Source organism: Mycobacterium fragae (assembly GCF_002102185.1).
GTDB lineage: Bacteria > Actinomycetota > Actinomycetes > Mycobacteriales > Mycobacteriaceae > Mycobacterium > Mycobacterium fragae.
The window spans coordinates 1-17,453 of sequence record NZ_LQOW01000004.1 but is presented as its reverse complement, the minus strand read 5'-3'; the positions used below and the strand labels follow the sequence as shown (position 1 = coordinate 17,453).

Annotated in this window: 12 protein-coding genes; 4 read left to right on the top strand and 8 right to left on the bottom strand. The window is 64.9% G+C overall.

Features of this window, described 5'->3' with window-relative positions:
• Nucleotides 1–3 precede the first annotated feature (3 nt).
• Both AWC06_RS02365 and AWC06_RS02360 read right to left on the bottom strand, forming a co-directional pair.
• Nucleotides 4–1,362 carry a WS/DGAT/MGAT family O-acyltransferase gene (locus AWC06_RS02365; protein WP_085194139.1) on the bottom strand — a complete coding sequence of 453 codons (1,359 nt, stop codon included), beginning with the start codon at nucleotides 1,360–1,362 and terminating at the stop codon, nucleotides 4–6.
• Between the two features lie 41 nt (nucleotides 1,363–1,403).
• On the bottom strand, nucleotides 1,404–2,777 hold the full coding sequence (locus AWC06_RS02360) for a DUF7159 family protein (RefSeq protein ID WP_085194017.1): 1,374 nt from the start codon (nucleotides 2,775–2,777) through the stop codon (nucleotides 1,404–1,406).
• Between the two features lie 130 nt (nucleotides 2,778–2,907).
• Between AWC06_RS02360 and AWC06_RS02355 the strand changes: the two genes are divergently transcribed.
• Nucleotides 2,908–3,651, top strand: a complete 744-nt coding sequence (locus AWC06_RS02355) for a serine hydrolase (RefSeq protein ID WP_085194016.1) — start codon at nucleotides 2,908–2,910, stop codon at nucleotides 3,649–3,651.
• Here the strand turns inward: AWC06_RS02355 and AWC06_RS02350 are convergent.
• Nucleotides 3,632–5,224 carry an FAD-binding oxidoreductase gene (locus AWC06_RS02350; RefSeq protein ID WP_085194014.1) on the bottom strand — a complete coding sequence of 531 codons (1,593 nt, stop codon included), beginning with the start codon at nucleotides 5,222–5,224 and terminating at the stop codon, nucleotides 3,632–3,634. The two genes, AWC06_RS02355 and AWC06_RS02350, sit on opposite strands and share 20 nt — an antisense overlap.
• Entirely contained in the window at nucleotides 5,221–7,863 is a 2,643-nt protein-coding gene (locus tag AWC06_RS02345) for an ATP-binding protein (protein WP_227371117.1), read from the bottom strand. Before AWC06_RS02345 ends, AWC06_RS02350 begins: the two co-directional genes overlap by 4 nt.
• Nucleotides 7,864–7,956: 93 nt before the next feature.
• Between AWC06_RS02345 and AWC06_RS02340 the strand changes: the two genes are divergently transcribed.
• Entirely contained in the window at nucleotides 7,957–8,970 is a 1,014-nt protein-coding gene (locus AWC06_RS02340) for an NAD(P)-binding domain-containing protein (protein WP_085194012.1), read from the top strand.
• Here the strand turns inward: AWC06_RS02340 and AWC06_RS02335 are convergent.
• Nucleotides 8,963–9,823 carry a mycofactocin-coupled SDR family oxidoreductase gene (locus tag AWC06_RS02335; protein WP_085194011.1) on the bottom strand — a complete coding sequence of 287 codons (861 nt, stop codon included), beginning with the start codon at nucleotides 9,821–9,823 and terminating at the stop codon, nucleotides 8,963–8,965. The two genes, AWC06_RS02340 and AWC06_RS02335, sit on opposite strands and share 8 nt — an antisense overlap.
• Nucleotides 9,820–13,005 carry an AAA family ATPase gene (locus tag AWC06_RS02330; protein ID WP_308066238.1) on the bottom strand — a complete coding sequence of 1,062 codons (3,186 nt, stop codon included), beginning with the start codon at nucleotides 13,003–13,005 and terminating at the stop codon, nucleotides 9,820–9,822. Before AWC06_RS02330 ends, AWC06_RS02335 begins: the two co-directional genes overlap by 4 nt.
• Before the next feature lie 257 nt (nucleotides 13,006–13,262).
• Here AWC06_RS02330 and AWC06_RS02325 point away from each other — a divergent pair, with 257 nt between their 5' ends.
• Complete coding sequence (locus AWC06_RS02325; RefSeq protein WP_085194009.1) at nucleotides 13,263–13,721, top strand: DUF5078 domain-containing protein; 459 nt, start codon at nucleotides 13,263–13,265, stop codon at nucleotides 13,719–13,721.
• Nucleotides 13,722–14,081: 360 nt separating this feature from the next.
• Here the strand turns inward: AWC06_RS02325 and AWC06_RS02315 are convergent, their stop codons facing one another.
• Nucleotides 14,082–14,903, bottom strand: coding sequence for an enoyl-CoA hydratase-related protein (locus tag AWC06_RS02315; RefSeq protein ID WP_085194007.1), 822 nt, complete (start codon nucleotides 14,901–14,903; stop codon nucleotides 14,082–14,084).
• Nucleotides 14,904–14,913: 10 nt separating this feature from the next.
• A complete protein-coding gene (locus tag AWC06_RS02310; protein WP_139819872.1) occupies nucleotides 14,914–15,648 on the bottom strand; it encodes a VOC family protein in 735 nt (244 codons plus the stop codon).
• A 512-nt stretch (nucleotides 15,649–16,160) separates the two neighbouring features.
• Here AWC06_RS02310 and AWC06_RS23195 point away from each other — a divergent pair.
• The gene (locus AWC06_RS23195; protein WP_169715273.1) at nucleotides 16,161–16,328 is read left to right on the top strand and encodes a hypothetical protein; all 168 of its coding nucleotides are present in this window, start codon (nucleotides 16,161–16,163) and stop codon (nucleotides 16,326–16,328) included.
• The last annotated feature ends 1,125 nt before the right edge of the window (nucleotides 16,329–17,453 follow it).

Below are 17,453 nucleotides of genomic sequence, written 5' to 3'. Positions count from 1 at the left end.
GCGCTAGACTCCGACCGCGCGTTCCAAGTCTTTGAGCGAGGTTTCCAGGTCGTCGAGCAGCCGCTGCAGGTGCGGCACACTGCGCCGGCAGCCGACCAAGCCGAAATCCAGGTTCTCGGCGTTGTTGACGACCGTGATGTTCAATGCCTGCCCGTCCAGCGGAATGGACAGCGGATAGTTGCCGTCGAGCCGGGCGCCCCGCCAGTACATCGGCTCGTTCGGCCCCGGCACGTTCGAGATGACGAGGTTGAACGGCGGCGGTGCTGCGGTGCCCACTCCGGGGACGACGGCCAGAGCCATCGGCGACATGAGAAATGCCGACAACGCCAACGCCTCCAGCCGCGGCAGTTCGGTGAACACCTTCTTGTTGGAGCGCGTCGACTCGCTGATCGCCTCGAGCCGCTTCGCGGGGTCGTCGACGTCGGTGGCCAGGCTGCACAGGATGGTGCCGACCAGGTTGCCACCACTGTCGGCCTCGTCCTCTTTGCGCAGGCTTACCGGCACCATTGCGATCAGGGGCGTGTCGGGGAGCGCATGTTGGTCGGCCAGGTAGTGGCGCAGCGCGCCGGCGCACATCCCAAGCACCACATCGTTGAAGCTCACCCCGGTGGCCCGCTTGACGCTCTTGATGCGGTCCAGCGACCAGGACTGGGCCGCACACCGCCGGGCACCACCGATCCGCACGTTGAGCATGGTGCGCGGTGCGGCGAACGGCAGAGTCAGTTGCTGTTCGATCAGCGCTGCACGAGCAAGAGTTAGCGCCGACGGACCAAGTCCCGCAACAGATCCCACGAGCTGGGTCAGCGTCTGCCAGCGTGAACGACTGGCCGAGCGTCGGCGGCGAGGCAGACTCCAGATCGCCTGCAGCTCTTGATCGTTCGGGTCGCGGGACAGCGAGCGCTGCATCAGCTTCAACGCCGAGACGCCGTCGATCAGGGAGTGGTGGAACTTGGTGTACAGCGCGAACCGGCCGTCGTTCAGCCCCTCCACGAAGTGGCCTTCCCACAGCGGGCGGTGACGATCGAGCAGGCTGCCGTGCAGCAGCGAGGTCAACTCGAGTAGGTCGCGGACCCGTCCCGGCGTGGGAAGTGCCTGCCGGCGCAGGTGGTAGTCGATGTCGATGTCGTCCTCGTCGTCGTAGGCCCACGCCAGGTTGGCGATGCCGCCGAGGAGGCGTGCCGGCCGTTTGCGGAATGTGGGTTGGAAGTCTCTGTTGTCGACCAGCGCCTCGTAAACCTCACGCGGGAATTCGGGTCCCGCGCCCTCCGGCGGCTCGAACAGCGCCAAGCCACCGACGTGCATGGGATGTTCGCGAGATTCGCCCAGCAGGAATATCGAGTCGGTGGGCGTTATCAGCTCCATCAACACATTAAACGCGGCGGCAGGGCTCCAGCCCAAGCCTTTTAGAAGTGCGGAATGCCCGGGATGCCGCCGCCGTGGCCACCACCGATGCCCGGGATGCCCGGACCCGGAATCTTCGGTCCCGGAATCATCGGACCCGGAATCCCCGGACCCGGAATGTTTGGGCCCGGCAGCTGTGGCGCGGGTAGCTGAGGCGGCGGCAGTGCCGGCGGAGGAGGCGGAAGTGCCGGCGGCGGTGCCGGTGCGACCGGTGCAGGCGCTGGCGCCGCGGGGGCGGGTGCCGGAGCCGCTGGGGCCGGTGCAGGTGCCGGCGGCGCTTTAGGCGGTGGCGGCGCCTGCTTCGTGGGAACCACGACACGTTGACCCAGATTGGGCCGGTCATTGACGTGTGGCCGGATATTGAGTGCGAGCGCAATCGCCAGTGCGGCGACACCGACGACGAAGATCGTCAACACCCCGAGCGCCACCAGGAACGGCTTGCGCTCAGTCTGATCTGTGTCGGCCTGGTGGAAGTCGAGTGCCGTCGATTCTGCCGCGCCCCCAGCCACGGTATAGACGTTGGCTTCATCGTCCGGTGCGGCGCTGTAAGCCAGTCCTTGACCCTCGGCTTGGCCAACCACCTCAGCCTCCGCGGCGAGTCCCGCGGCCAACGCGACCTCTGGGTTGACGACACCGGTGCCGGGATCCTGCGCATAGGCCAGAGCAGCCGTCGACGACTCGAATAACGGTGCGTGCGCCGACGCCAGCGCGGCGCCCCGGGCCAGTGCCGTCTCCGGCTCGCCGGGCGCGCTGACCATGAGCGATGTCGCCTTGTCCAGCTCCGGTTTGATCATGGCGATGTCGACACCGGAGCCCACCACGAACAGGCCCTCCGGACGCGATTGCAGGCCGTCGGCATCGGCGGCCATCTTGGTCAGTTCGGCCACTGCCTCGTCGTCATCGGCCGGCAGGACTTCCCGGCGCACCTCGGCGATCGAGCCGTCGGACGAGTCGACAACAGCCAATGTCGCGGTATCCGGTTCGACGAACAGCAATCCGGTACGCGCATAGCCCTGTGCGGTGCCCACCGTCTGTGCCAGTGCGGCCGCGGCCAAGAAGGCCGAGACCAGCATGACGTTTTCCACTTTGTGGGCGGCCAGCGCATCGCGCAGCGCCCCGGCCTCGGCGGGATCGGTCCAGGTCACCCCGGTCGACGTCAGCCGGTAGCCGCCCTCGGCGGCGCTTTCCCGGGTGCCAAGGATCGCCGCGATCACCTGATTTGCTGCGCTATTTGGGACTGTGGGTTGGTCGGCTTCCCCGTTGCTCGGGATTTCGAAGCCGTCCTCCTCGACGGTGGCGCCGTCCGCGTTTTCGCCTTCGACCAGCACCATTTGGACGGTCGAGGGTGCCATCGACATCCCCAGTACGATGTCCACGATTCCTCCCAGCCTGCAACACCGCACGCGGGCCCCCGACGACCCTGATGCTTTCGACAGTAAGCGCTATGTCCTCAGCAAGCTAGCCGGTTGGCGCGATGTCGCCGCCTCTCGCGGATACCCTCGCCGGGTGGCAACCAATCCTGGCGCGGGTGACGCGGCGGCGTTGGCTGCTGACTTCGCGCAGTTGGAGTCGGAGCTGGACGCGGTCATCGGGTTAGCTGTCAGCGCCGCCGGCAGCGGGAACGCTCCAATTGCGTTGGGGCACTGGCAAAGCGGACCGGCCTGGTCGACGATGAAGGTCCCGGTGGCCATTGCCGCGCTGCGCGAACGCACTCCGGCCGAAGTCACGCCCGAGATGACGGCCGCCATCACCGAATCCGACAATGCGGCAGCCGAATCGATCTGGCGGCGTTTGGGCGACCCGGCCATCGCGGCGGGCAAGGTCGAAGCCGTGCTGAGAGAAAACGGCGACCCGACGACGGTCCAGTCACAACGGGTGCGTCCGGAGTTCACCGCGTTCGGGCAGACGGACTGGTCGTTGGTTGACCAGGCCCGATTCATCTCCGGCGCTGTCTGCGACGGCAGAAACGCGCCGATCTTTGCGCTGATGGGCCGCGTGACGCGTGACCAGAGCTGGGGAATCGGCACCATTTCCGGCGCCCGATTCAAAGGCGGCTGGGGACCGTCAACTGCCGGCAATCACCTGGTACGACAAATGGGCCTGCTCACTTGGCCGACGGGCATGACCGCTGTGGCTTTGGCGGCTGAACCCGCGTCGGGATCCTTCGACGACGGCACCCGGGACCTCACCGACATGGCGCGGTGGGTGACGGCCCACCTTGAGGTCCTGCCTACCGGACGGTGTCGATGAGCACGCCGGGGTTGAGGATTCCGGCCGGGTCAAGTGCTGACTTTGCCGCGCGCAGGGCCCCTGCGAACGGGTCGGGCCGCTGGCGGTCGTACCACGGACGATGGTCGCGGCCCACGGCATGGTGATGTGTGATCGTGCCGCCGGTGGTGATGATCGCCTCGGAAACGGCTGCCTTGATCTCGTCCCACTGTGCGTCGAGGGAACCCCAGCGCCCGCCGCCGTAGATGCCGTAATAGGGCGCAGGCCCGTCGGGGTAGACGTGGGTGAACCGGCTCGTCACCGCGCCTGAACCGCAGACTCGTTCGACGGCGGTCCGGGCGGCCTCGGTCACCGCGGCATGCAGTGCGTCGAAACCCTCCCAGGTGCAAGCGGTTTCGAAGGTTTCGGCGATGACGCCGCGACGGGCGAGGGCGTCGCGCTGATAGGGCATGCGCATGAATGCCGAACGCCAGTTGGCCGAGGCGTCGGGTTTCGTTGTGTCGCTTGCGGTGTCGCGGCTGCGTTGCGCGGTCACCGTGCCGCCGTGTTCAGCGGCGACCTCTAGCGCCCGGTTCAGCCATGGGTCTGTCGGGTGGTCGGCCGATTCGAAGGCCAGCACCAACAGTCCGCCCCCGACCGCCGCGCCGGCGTTGAGAAACGCCTCGGCTGGGTCCAGCAGCCGGCAATTCGCCGGGTAGAGCCCTGCCTGCGCGATCGCCCGAGTCGCCGCGACCGCCGCCGTCCAGTCGTCAAATGCCACCGAAGCGGTGACCTGCCAGCGCGGGCGGTTCTGCAACCGCATCCACGCCTCGGTGATGATGCCGAGCGTGCCCTCCGAGCCGAGGAACAACCGGTCCGGCGACGGCCCGGCACCGGATCCCGGCAGCCGCCGCGACTCGCTCACGCCGGTCGGGGTGACGACGCGCAGCGACTCGGTCAGATCGTCGATGTGGGTGTACAGCGTGGCGAAATGCCCGCCCGAACGGGTGGCCAACCAACCCCCGAGGGTGGAGAACCCGAACGACTGCGGAAAATGTCGCAGCGTGAGATCGTATGGGCGCAGCTGGTTTTCGATCGCCGGCCCGAGTGCCCCGCCCTGGACGCGCGCGGCCCGGCTGACCCGGTCGATCTCGAGCACAGCGCCCATCTCGGTGGTGTCCAGCGTGAGCGCGGGGCCGTCGAACCGGCGCTCGACCCCACCGACCACCGAGCTGCCGCCACCGTACGGGATGACCGAGATGCCTTCCCGCGCACACCAATCCAGCAGGTCGACCACGTCCTGCTCGCGGTGTGGCCTGGCGATCAGGTCGGGGACGTGGTCGAGGCTTCCCTGCAGATTGCGCACCACGTCGCGAAACGCCTTGCCGCGCGCATGACCCGCTCGATCGACGGGGTCGACCGAACACAGCGAGGCCAGCGATGCCGGCGGGGTAATCCGTGGCGTGGGCAATTCCAGCGCGGACGGGTCCGGCGGTTGGTGATCGGTCAGGTCATGTCCGGGCAGCATCGCCGCCACCCGTGACACAAGCTCATTCGTCTCCCGCTCCGACAGCGCTTCCTCGACGTTGCCCCACCCCCACCACGACCGCGTCACTTCGAGACCCCTTCCAGCTCCGCTCGGGCCTGGTCGATTTGGTCATAGGCGTACGCGACGATGGCGGCCGCGGTCATCGCCTCGCCGTTGCCGGCGAACGATTCGTAGGACTGATCGCCGAGCACCTCGCGGAGGTGGGCGATGGTGGGGGCCAGCTCTGGGACCGTCGCCAGCGATACGGGGTCGCATGAAAAGCCGGCTATTGTCGCGGCGGGCTCGAACCGCCCCAGGCGATCCAGGAATGCGCTGAGCATCGCGAGCGGGCCGACCAAATTCCCGAAATTCCCCGCGTCGTACCAATGCCGAATAACCAGCGTCAGATGCTCGATCGCCGCGACGTTAACGACGGGTTCGGATTCGAGTCGGGCCAGAGCTGTCGCGAGAATCGTTGCGTTGTACTGATTGCCGCTTTCTTGGGCGAGCGCTAGCCCCTGCCGGCAGAGCGCGAGGTCACGTTCGGAACCTGCTGAACTCAGGCAATATGCATAGACGGCGATCGCAAACGTATGCATATACGGGTTATCGGTGGCAATAGCTGCTTCGATCAATCCGTCGGCGGCTGCTCTCGCCTCCTCAAGGAGACCGGCGAAAGCCAGTGCACAGACGCGGCAGGTACGAATGGCAACGTGGTTGTCGCCTCGGCGTTCGAGCTGAATGCGGCACACCTCCGCCCACCGCTCAGCTTGTCCGATGGCCATATAGGCTCCGCCAAGCCCGCCTTCCAGGCCGTATGGCGCCGCATGCGGGTTGCTCGCTAAAATGGCGTGACCGCTAGCGGCGTACGCGAGCGCTTGATCGACCCGGCCGGTTACCCAGCACAGCGATGCGCCTACATACACGCTCGCCAGCCGCGGGTGCCCGATTGCCCTCGCCGGCTCGATCAGCTCTTCTGCCCACGAAACCGGCTCGAGGTTCTGGACGCCGAAGAAACCGAGAATCCAGGCGTACGTCGTGATGGACGCGGCAATGTCGACGTCACCGCGGTCGGCGGCCCAGCGGAACGCGGTGCGCAGATTGGCGAGTTCGGTGGCGAACCAGTCGTACGCCTCCCGCTGGCGCGGGCTGTCCCACAGCGCGAGGATGTCGGTCTCGCGGTCGGCGAAATACCGCGCGTGCGCCGAACTCGCCTCGGCCGCTTGTCCACGTTCGACGAGCTTCTCCTCGGCGAACCGGCGGATGGTCTCCAGCATCGAAAACCGGGTCTTACCCGTCGACCGGTCCGCGACGACCAAGGACTTGCGCACCAGCGAGTCGAGCAGGTCGAGGATCGTGAACTCGTCGGCCTCCCCGAATCCTGATACGGCACAAGCACTTTCAACGTCGAAGCCACCGGCGAACACCGAACACCGTTCCAGCAGCGTCTTTGCTGGTTCTGCCAGGAGGTCATACGACCACGACACCGCCTGGCGCAGCGTTTGGTGACGTTCGAGTCCACGCCGCGACCGGACAAGCAGCTTGAACCGGTGATCGAGGCGGTCGCGCATCTCGGTCGCGGTCATCGACTCCATGCGCGAGGCGGCCAGCTCGATCGCCAAGGGGATGCCGTCAAGTCGACGGCACAGCTCTTCGACCGCCGTGGATTCCTCAGCCGACAGGTCCCGGGCAGCGCGGTCCCTGAATAACTCCACGGCTGCAACAACTTCCAGGGAGGGAACCCGACACAATCGCTCATCAGCGAGGCCCAGCCCCTCACGGCTTGTCGACAGGATCTTGACCGTGGCCGACCTCGCGAGGATAAGGTCGATCAGATCCGCCGCTGCGTCGACGACGTGCTCGCAGTTGTCGAACACCAGGAGACGAATCCTGGCCTCCAAAGCCGCTGCGATCGACTCACTCATCGTCATGCCGGGCTGCTGCGTGATGCCCAGCACCGCAGCCACCGCGTCGGGCACAGCTGCCGGATCGGCGACCGAAGCCAGCTCCAAAACCCAGACACCATCAGGAAATTCGTCAGCGAGGACTCCCGCCACCTCGAGTGCCAGTCGGGTTTTACCGACACCACCGACACCCGCCAACGTGACCAGCCGCTGCGATCGCATCGTCGATACGACGTCTTCAACGTCGTCGTCGCGACCGATGAGCCGACTCGGCGCAGGCCGCAGATTTCCTTGACTGGAATCGACCGTCCGTAGCGGTGGGAATTCCGTCCGCAAACCCGGCGCGGCGACTTGGAAGATCGCGATCGGGTTCGGCAGGTCCCGCAGCCGGCGAGGTCCGAGGTTCACCAGCTCGACACCGCTGAGCAAGCCCGCTGTGGAGTCCGCCACGAGGATCTGGCCGCCATGGCCGGCGGCCATCACCCGCGCGGCCCGGTTCAGCACCGTGCCGAAATAGTCGTTGTCGCGTAACTCGGCCTCGCCGGTCGCCAGCCCCATCCGTACGGGCAACTCCAGTTCGCGCTGTGCATCGACGGCCGCGGCCACAGCCGACACCGGCGATGTGAACCCGGCGGCCATCCCGTCGCCGCTGTGACTGAAGACGAAGCCGTCGTGGGCCTCAATCGCAGAGCGCAACACCTTGTCGTGCTTGGCCAGCGCCACCCGCATCGCATCCGCGCCGGACTCCCACCGACGGGTCGAACCCTCAATATCGGTGAACAGAAAGGTCACCACCCCTGACGGCGGCACCTCCGCGGGCACCGGATCAGGATGTCACACGAAATCGCAGGTAAAGGCGACATCAGCGACGAAGTATTAAGACCTCGGGTCGAAAATGTGTGAACCAGCCGGTGAATGAGCAACACGGCACTGCGGCAGAGGGGATTGAAGATGACCAGGATCTACTACGAGTCCGACGCTGACCTCTCGGTGCTGGACGGGCAGCGGGTCGCCGTCGTCGGGTATGGCAATCAGGGCCGCTCGTGGGCCCTGAACTTGCGTGACTCGGGCCTCGCCGTGGAGGTCTACACCCAGGCCGACGCCTCCCGGGACCAAGCCGCGGCCGAAGGCTTCACGGCGCACGACATCAAGGAGGCGAGCGACTGCGACGTGATCTGCACCCTCATCCCCGACGACGTAATCCCCGAGCTGCCCATCACGCCCAAACCCGATGCGCTGTGGGTGCTTGCCTCGGGCTACGCGGCGGCTTTCGACCGGATCGACCCCGACTGCGACGTCGGCATGGTCGCGCCCAGGATGCTCGGTCCCGAGGTGCGTGCGTGCTACGTGGAGGGCATCGGCTTCATTACCGCGCTCGGTATTCACAAGGACAACACCGGAACCGCTCTGGCCCGCACGCTGGCCATCGGACGGGCTATCGGCGGGCTGCGCCAAGGCGCCATCGAGATGACGCCGCGCCAGGAGGCCGTCCTCGACCTGGCGATGGAGCAGCTGTTCGCCCCGGCCATGGCCCGGGTCTCGATGAGCTTCGTCGGGCTGATGGCCGAGGCCGGCATCCCGATTGAGGCGATTATGACCGAGCTGATGCTCTCGGGCGAGATCGAACGGAACTACCGGCTGCTGCGGCTGGAAGGCTACGCCGGTCAGATGCGCTATCACTCGCCCACGAGCCAGTACGGCCAGATGTCGCGGGCGGATCGATACGACGGCATCGACGTCGCCGGGGTGATGCGAGAGGTGCTGAGCGAGATCGAGTCGGGCAAGTTCGCCGACGAATGGGAAGCCGAGCGCAACGCGGGCTATCCGAACCTGCAGCGGCTGCGCGCCGAGAAGCTCAGCCCCGAGGTCGTCGCCTTCGAGGAGGATCTGCGCGCCCGCCTCGGCGAGCGGGTGCGCGGGACTACTTGAGGCACTGTCCCGCATCGATCGGCAGTGTGACGCCGGTGATGTAGCGGGATTCGTCGGACGCGAGGAACAGCACAGCGTTGCTGATGTCTTCCGCCTCGACCCATGGGATCGGCAGCGTGTGGAACGTCTGGCAAAACGGGGCCAAATCATCGGGGCCGGGGTTCTCCAGGTCGGGGCGGACCAATTTGTACAGTCCTTCGTTCAGCAGCATCGGAGTGTTCACGAACGTGGGGTGCACCGAGTTGACGCGGATCATGTGCTGACCCAGTTCGACCGCGAAGGCCCGCATGAGGCCGACGACACCGTGCTTGGACGCGACGTAATGACCGAGATGGAGATTGCTATACGCCTTGAACCCGTTGACCGAGCTCGTCAGCACGATCGAGCCCCCGTGACCGCCCGACAATATATGTGGCACACCGGCTTTCACGGTTTTCCACACGCCCGACAGGTTCACATCGATCATGTCCTGCCAGTCTTGTTCACTGACCTTGTCGAGGGTGTCGCCGTCGTCGCTGCCGGCGTTGCTGATGCCTGCATTGGCTACGATCACGTCGAGCCGGCCCAGCTCGTCTACCCCGTTGTCGACTGCGGTTTTGAGCGCGTCGTAGTCACGAACGTCGATTTCGGCGGTGACAATGCGGCGGTTGTGGCGCCTGACCAGGTCCGCGGTCTGGGCCAGATCTGCCGGTGTGGATGGCGGGTTCAAGAACCCTTCTATCGGCTTGCAGATGTCGATGGCAATGATGTCCGCACCCTCTTGCGCCAATCGCACCGCATGCGCGCGGCCTTGACCGCGCGCTGCCCCGGTGATGAACGCGACCTTGCCTTCGACTCGCCCAGCGGCGGTCACGGCATCGCCTCGGCGTACTTGATGTGCCCTTCGAACCCCAGCCGGGTGGCCATCTCGCGGTAGCGATCTCGGGCGTTCCGGTAGACATCCTCATCGCCTTGCGCGCGTGCCAGCAGTGCTTGCAACCGCAGAAGGAAGATGTCTCGCAGCACAAGCCCGGGTTCAAAAGGCGCCGCCGCCAACCGGTCGATCGCATGCCGCGCTTCCTGGACGTTTTCGGCACCGCCACGCTGCAGCAGTGCCTCCACCAATACCGCGGTGGCTGCCGGGACCCACACCAACCCACCCTCATCCAACAACTCGTCCAGTGGGAGCCGCGACAACTCGATGGCGCCGCTGAGGTCACCCGACATCAGCCGTTCCTGCGCAAGAACGACGTCGATCGTTTGTATGCCGGTGATGGAGTATCGACGCTGCAATGCGGCGTCACGGGTTTCCGAGAGGAGTTCCACACCGAGCTGGCGGGAAGTGCCGTTCCCGTGCACCAAAGCAACCCCTCGGTTGCATCGAGCAAGGCCAAGCGCCACATCCTCACCGGATTGCTCTGCAAGCGTCAACGTTTCCGCGGTTTCGCGCAGCGTCATCTCATCGGGGAGCGCCACTCCGTTGATCGTGGCAACGATATCTGCGTGAAACATCGCACCTGTGCGTGCGACCGCCTCGAATGGTCTGGCCATGATGACTGCCTGACGGAAGTCGTCTTTCCAGCCGCCGATACCCAAGTACGAACGCGCAAGGCCGCGCAGCGCGGTAGCTATCGACAATGGGGAGCCCGACTGTAATGTGCCGCCCATCGTAGGGTCCCCATGCGCAAGGTCAATGACCCGCTCTGCCAATCGCAGGACCTCAGAAATCTCGGCTGTCTCGTGCTTGACGGAAGCGGCGGCCCCGAGCACAGCGATGGTCAAAGTGGCGTCGCCGATCGACTCGAGCAGCCGCGCGTGTTCCGTCGCGAGCTCCGAGGCCTCACGGCGGTGGCCGTTGAAAAACAGCTCCAGTACTCGCCCGGCCATGCCGACCGCCAACGATCGCTCGTCGCCCGCTGCAGTGCACAGCTCACGCAGTTCGTCGAAACCCGAATCGGCGCGGCTGCCACTTGAGCGAACTACTGTCGCGCACAACAGCGTTCGTGGCGCGATACGCATCGTCAGCCGATCCGGTTCGTCAGCCGGCAGCTGATCGGCGGCCAACTGCGCCCTACGCCAACTTGTCTGCGCAGCGGTATTGTCGCGATTGTTGGACCACGCTCCTGCCCGCATGTGCCATTCAAATGCCGCGCGCAAATTTCCAGCCGCCTCATAGTGCTGAGCGATCAACGACGCGTTCTTGTCGGTCTGCTCGATCGCTCTGGCCAGTCGGCCGTGCAGTTGTGCGCGGTCTGATTTCAGCTGCGATTCATAGGCCACCGATCGGATCATCGGGTGGCGAAATGCATACACCGCACGCGGCGAAAACTTCACCTGGTCAACGAGTTCCGCCTCTACCAGAGAAGCCACATCCACGTCGTCGGACAGGGCCTTCAGTGAATCGTCGTCGAACACCGTTCCGATGACGGACGCCGCGTTCAATGTACGTTTTGCAGTCGACTCGAGTCGGTCTATGCGGGCACCGATCGTCGCCTGAAGGGTGGCGGGCACGCTTGTATCAGCAGTCTGACTCCGCAATTGGTAGGTGCCGAGCTCACCGTGCAGCACGCCCCGCTCCGCGAGGTCGCGGACCATCTCCTCGGCGAAGAACGGGTTTCCGGCGGCACGCTCAGCCACGGTCGTCGCCAATGACACCACCGAAGGATCAGGACCCAACAGCTCTTCGGCCAGCTCTGCCGCGTGCTTATCGCTGAGCGGGCGAAGCGCGATGGTCTGCGCGCCGGACACCCGGGTCAATACTCCGCGGTACTCCGGTCGATAGGTGATCAGAGACACCGAGCGAGTTCGCGGAATCACCGCCAGGAACTCCGCCAGCATCGATTCGCTGGCCTCATCGATCCACTGCACATCCTCGATCACATACAGCGCCGGATCATCGCGGTCGAGTGACGCGGAATTGATCAGAGTCAACAACCGCCGGCGCCGCGCGTCGGCCGCGACCTCGGGCAGTGCATCGCGGGGATCCCGAATGCCAAGCAAATCCTCAAGGAGGACAAGGTCTTCCGGGTCCGCATCTGGAAACCGGTCGCGTATCCGCGCCCGAGCGGTTCCAGCGCCGAGATCGGTGGTCTGCGTCCCCGCCCGAAGCAGCCGGGCCAACGCGTGCAAGGGAATATCGCGGGCGTGCGATTCGCAGTGAGTTGTCATTACCTCAACACCGCGGGCGACCGCGATCGCGGCGGCTTCGCGAACCAGGCGGCTCTTGCCAATTCCGGACGGTCCTATGACATTGACGACGCAGCCGGCCCCATCGATCGCCTCGTCGAGAATTGCCGTAATGGTGTTGAGTTCCCATCGACGCCCGACCAACGTCGGCTCACTGCGACGTCGCGGGTGACGATCGGCGATAGCCAGCAGCCGGCGTGCTACGACCGGATCGACCGCGCCTTTGATGCCTACCATCTCCGGATCACTCAGAACCACGGCGTGCTCGACCAATCGGGCAGTCGACTCGCTGAGCATCACTCCGCCCGGCGGCGCGATCGATTCCATCCGCTGGGCCATCCCCACCTGCTCCCCGATGGTGGTGTAGCCGAAAGGCCCGGAACCGATCTCACCGGCGATCACCTGTCCGGAGTTCAACCCGACCCGCAGTTCCAGCTGCACGCCATCGCGGTTCTGGACATCAGCGGCCAGTTGCTGTGCTTCGGCTTGAATCCCCAAACCTGCCAGGCAGGCACGAATCGCGTGGTCCTCCAGCGCCACCGGAGCTCCGAACACCGCCATGATCCCGTCGCCGGTGAACTTGTCGACCGTGCCGCCGTACCGTCGCACGACTGCGGCACAGCGATCGGCCAGGTCGGCCATGATCTCGCGCAGCCGCTCGGCACCAACCGCGGCCGCGATGTCCATCGAGTGCACCACGTCGGCGAAAAGGACCGTCACTTGCTTGTACTCCGCCGACCGGGCGGCCTGCGCGAGTCGCGCACCGCACTCGCCGCAGAACTTCGCAGTCGGGCCTGACTGCGCGCCACAAGAGCCACAGACCAGCCCTGTCGTGGTCAAACCAGCGCCGCCATCCCCGCTGTGGTACACGTCAGTATGGTTTCACTGCTGGTCAGCGGTGTCCGGCATATCGCTGCGCCAGCTCCGATACGACGCGCTTGACTCCATCCGCACTGCCGAGACGCACCAGCGCGGGCCGCGATGAAAAGGGACCGCCCGTTCGGCGATTACGGGGGCCTGCGGGCGACGCCAACCGCGCCATCGTCCCAGGTAGCCGCACGTAGTAACATCGGCTATTGATCTCGTTTCCTGTCCCTGCAGACCCTGAGAGTGTTACGGTAATCGACATGCTCCGGCTGACATCTAGCCTGCGTGCAGGCGTCTGGTTCCTGGCCCTTTTGGTAAGCCTCGGCATCGCCGCCGCGACCTTCCCCAAGGCCGCGGTAGCCGATTCCACCGAGGACTTCCCGGTACCCCGCCGGATGATCCAGACCACCTGCGACGCCGAGCAGTATCTGGCGGCCGCAAGGGATACCAGCCCGGTGTACTACCAGCGCTACATGGTCGACTTCAACAACCACCCAAACGTTCAGCAGGCGACGATAAACAAGGCGCATTGGTTTTTCGCGCTGTCACCGGCGGAGCGCAGGCAATACTCAGAAAACTTCTACAATGGCGATCCGCTGACGTGGGCCTGGGTCAACCACATGAAAATCTTCTTCAACAACAAAGGTGTGGTAGCCAAGGCGACAGACGTGTGCAACAACTACCCGCCCGGCGACATGTCGGTGTGGAACTGGTCATAAGGCTTTTTCGGGATAGTTCGCCTGCCCTCGCCGAGCGTGCCGCTTCATCCTGTTTGCTGTCGTTCGGCGCTGTTGCTACAGAAAGGTGCTGGTCATGAAGGCACTGAGGTTCGTCGTCTTCGCGATATTGACGGCGGTCGCTCCATGCGTCGTCCTCATCGAGAGCAGCCCAGCGCATGCCGACTTTCAACCATGTTCGACAGAAGGCACGAAACTATGGGGGGACACCGGCCCGATACAGTGCGTGCGCCAAGCGGATGGACAACTGCAATGGGTGGCCATTCCCGCTGCAGGAATGTGTGTGGCGATCTGCGATCGGTTCGGCCCGCCCTAGGGTGATTGCCGCGGTAGCGCCGCGCGTCAGCGACCGCGAAACCGAAGCTCCCTCTTCTCCACGAACGCCTGCGCCGCTTCCCGGTGGTCTTCTGTCAAACCCGTATGGATGTGGTGTGTGACCTCGAGGTCCATGCATTCCTCGAGGTTCCCGTGGACCGCACGGTTGAGGTTCTCTTTCATGTAGCGGTAGGCGATCGACGGGCCCCCGGCCAACCTCCGGGCCCGGTCCATCACCTCTCTGTCGAGTTCGTCGGCCGGGAACACGGCGTTGACCAAACCCAGCTTCTCGACCTGACCGGCTGTGAGCCGCTCCGAAAAGTAGTAGAGCTCCTTGGCTTTCGCCGGGCCGACCAGTCTGGTCAAGAACCAGGTTCCGCCGTAATCGCCGGCGAAGGCGACGCGAGCGAAAGCGGTGGTGAAGATGGCAGTTTCGGCCGCGTACCTGAGATCGCAGGCCAAGGCGAGCGCAAAGCCGGCGCCCGCGGCGGGGCCGGGAATCTGTGCGATGGTCGGTTTCGGCATCCGCCACAGCTTCCCGCTGGTCGCCTGCTGGTTCAGACGCTGCCGGTGAATCGCCACGTCGACCGGCACCGACGTCGCACCTGAAGATCCCCGATCGGCCATCGCCTTCACATCGCCCCCAGCCGAGAAGGCGCCGCCTGCTCCAGTCAGTACCACGCACCCAACCTCATCGCTGAGTTCGACCTGGGCCAGGACGCGTCCCAACGCATCGAGCATGTCGTCCGAGAAGGCGTTGCGCCGAGACGGCCGGTTCATGGTTATCACAGCGACGCCGTCGGCCACCTCGGCCAAGAGATCGTCAGTGCCAGTGTCGAGGGCGGTCATGGTGCACGCACTACGAATGCACGCCGCCGATCTCGGCGACCGGGCCGCTACCGTTCGGCAGGCCCGGCAAGCCGGGTGTCAACCAGATTTCGGTGATGCCCTCGGCCCGGCCGTCAACCGAAGGGACGAACCTCAGGGATTGGCCGGCCGGGTCCAGCCGGACGTGCGCAACCCCATCCTCAACCTCGGCGTCGAGACCCAGAACGCGGGCCCACCGCCGGGCCGCCTCGGCCGGTTCTTGCACCTCGACCGTGATGCCGGCGATACCGCCCGCCGGGTGATCCGGCACTGTTCCAGTCCACGCCGGTCCCGCCCACCGCCACGAGTCGGTCGGCGACGCCCAGTCGAGGGACACGATCGCCCCCGGGGTGTCCTTGGGGTGCAAATGGGTCCCGGCGATGTCGTCGAGGTCGACCTTCCAGACCACGCGCACTCCCAGATCGTTCACCCGCCGGCGGGCCTCTTCGAGCGAAGGCATCTGGAATATGGCCATGTAGCCGCTGTCGGATCCGCGACGGGCGAGATAGCGCCCGGCAGTGGTGTCGGGTTGTACGGGAGAGACCACCTCCACGAAGGAGTCCCCCACGGCGAACACGGCGTTGACGAGGCCGAACTCTCCGACCCCAGGATCGTGGAACGGGTCCGGCCAGCCAAACGTCTCCCGCAGAGCGGTGGCGGTGTTCTCACAGTCGTGGGCGACCAGCGCCACCTGGCGTAAACGAGGACCGGACAAAGGATCTGGCATAAGCACGCTCCCATGGCAGCGACGTACGACCACCGTACCTGGGCTCAGTCGGAGCGTCCGCGTACTCACAAACCTTGCGGGCCGCCCGTCGTCGCAGGTCGCAGGCTTGCGGTCGAAAAGAGCCCGGACGTAGCATCACCCCCGGTATGAGTGCGATCCGCCGGGGCGCTGTAGTCGCGATAGCCGGGACAGCTGCCGTCGCCCTACTCAGCGCAGTACCTGCCCACCTTCTCGTAAGCGGCTTGATCGCCCTGGGCGTCGCTTCGGCGCTGATGACCGTCCTTATGTTGGCGAGCCGCCTCGAACCCATTGAACCCAGCGGACCAGCACCGAGCCGATACCATCCTGGGCCGCCCCCAGGCCGCCATCGCCGCAGTACTGAGACTGCGCGGCGCCTAGTCGGTCTGGACCCACGGGGTCCGCTTCGCCTCCTGCGCGAACTTCGCCTACGTCGATGGGTGATCGACGCAGGTGCTCAGGCGCTCCAAGCCATTCGCCCCTCGGGGCGGGACGTGACCGATCGGCAGACCAAGGAATGGGCGCGCGCCGCGGCCCGCAACCACGGGTGGCAGCCGGTCGACAGTTTCAAGCGCCACATCGGCCTCAGCGAAGCGGCGCTGCAACGCCTCATCCTGCGTGGGTTTGTGATTCAGCGCGGCGCCCGGGTTCGGTGGCGATGATCTTGTTCGGAAATTCCAAAGACAGCGTCGAGCGCATTCAGGGCACCCAGAATAACCACGGGTAAGACCTTGCGTTGCTCGCCGAGCTACTCGGCTTGGCCACTGACGACGCGATACCTAGATTTATTAGGCCGGGGATGACAAGTGCAAGAACCAGTGCGCCTGTGACGTGGACCCACGACCATAAAGTCCACTGTGACAGCAAACCCGCGAATATCGCACCCGCACCGGCTAGACCTGCAGTCCAATAGGTTGTCTGTGGCAACCTGCCGATTGAAAATTCGACCGTACTGGCGCCGGCAAGCCTAAGTGCTCGGACCGTCGGGAGCGTCCGGCCTATTATCACAATTCCGCACACTGTAATGATTAGAAGGCCGTAAACCACTGCCGCCCATCTCACCCAGAGGTGTCTATCATTTATGGCCTGCAGGTAGTAGACGCTTAGCGACATCAACATACCTGTCGTTGTTACTACGATCGCGCCTGAAAGGCATGCACCCAGGACACTCCCATAAACGCGGAGAAGTGGAAGGTCTTCGGGGTTACCCTGACCGGGCGTGTCATATCAGTGGTAGCGAGATATTCACCATAAGTAACGAGCATCCAACCGAGACCACAGACTAGAACCGAACCGCCAACGGCGAGCATTCCAGTAGCGGCCATGCCTTGACTCCACACTTTGGCGCACAGCGATGGGTCCGGAGGATCGGGGAGATCAGTTCCAGTAATGAGGCTGAAGAGGTAACTGTCCAGACCTAATACGAGAACGCCAGAAGAAAACAGCACGATTGTGTGGCTGCCCGGTTTTCTCGTTGACGCAAATAGCACGGTTATTGCGGCTGCGAGGAAACCAGCTAATACGCCCGCTAACTGAGAGTTAGTGCTTGCGGAACTAATGATGCTCCAGTGAGATGCACTTTCGCATCCCTTCACGCGCCACTCCCTTGCGAGATTTCACTTGCCGCATGCGTTCGGAACCGAAACGGTCCTACCTGCCCGGACGCCGGCCGACCCGCAGCGATTCTCGCTGAAAAGTGGCGGTGGCGGAGGTGTGTGGTTCCAGGACATGCGAATAGCGTGTCGCAAGACATCGGAATAGGTTGAGCGCTCGACTCTCGGCGGGTG

Excerpts from the sequence above, each read along its gene's own strand:
- AWC06_RS02310 (WP_139819872.1), bottom strand. The coding sequence starts at position 15,648 with ATGCCAGATCCTTTGTCCGGTCCTCGTTTACGCCAGGTGGCGCTGGTC.
- AWC06_RS02325 (WP_085194009.1), top strand. The coding sequence starts at position 13,263 with ATGCTCCGGCTGACATCTAGCCTGCGTGCAGGCGTCTGGTTCCTGGCC.
- AWC06_RS02340 (WP_085194012.1), top strand. The coding sequence starts at position 7,957 with ATGAGCAACACGGCACTGCGGCAGAGGGGATTGAAGATGACCAGGATC.
- AWC06_RS02315 (WP_085194007.1), bottom strand. The coding sequence starts at position 14,903 with ATGACCGCCCTCGACACTGGCACTGACGATCTCTTGGCCGAGGTGGCC.
- AWC06_RS02365 (WP_085194139.1), bottom strand. The coding sequence starts at position 1,362 with ATGGAGCTGATAACGCCCACCGACTCGATATTCCTGCTGGGCGAATCT.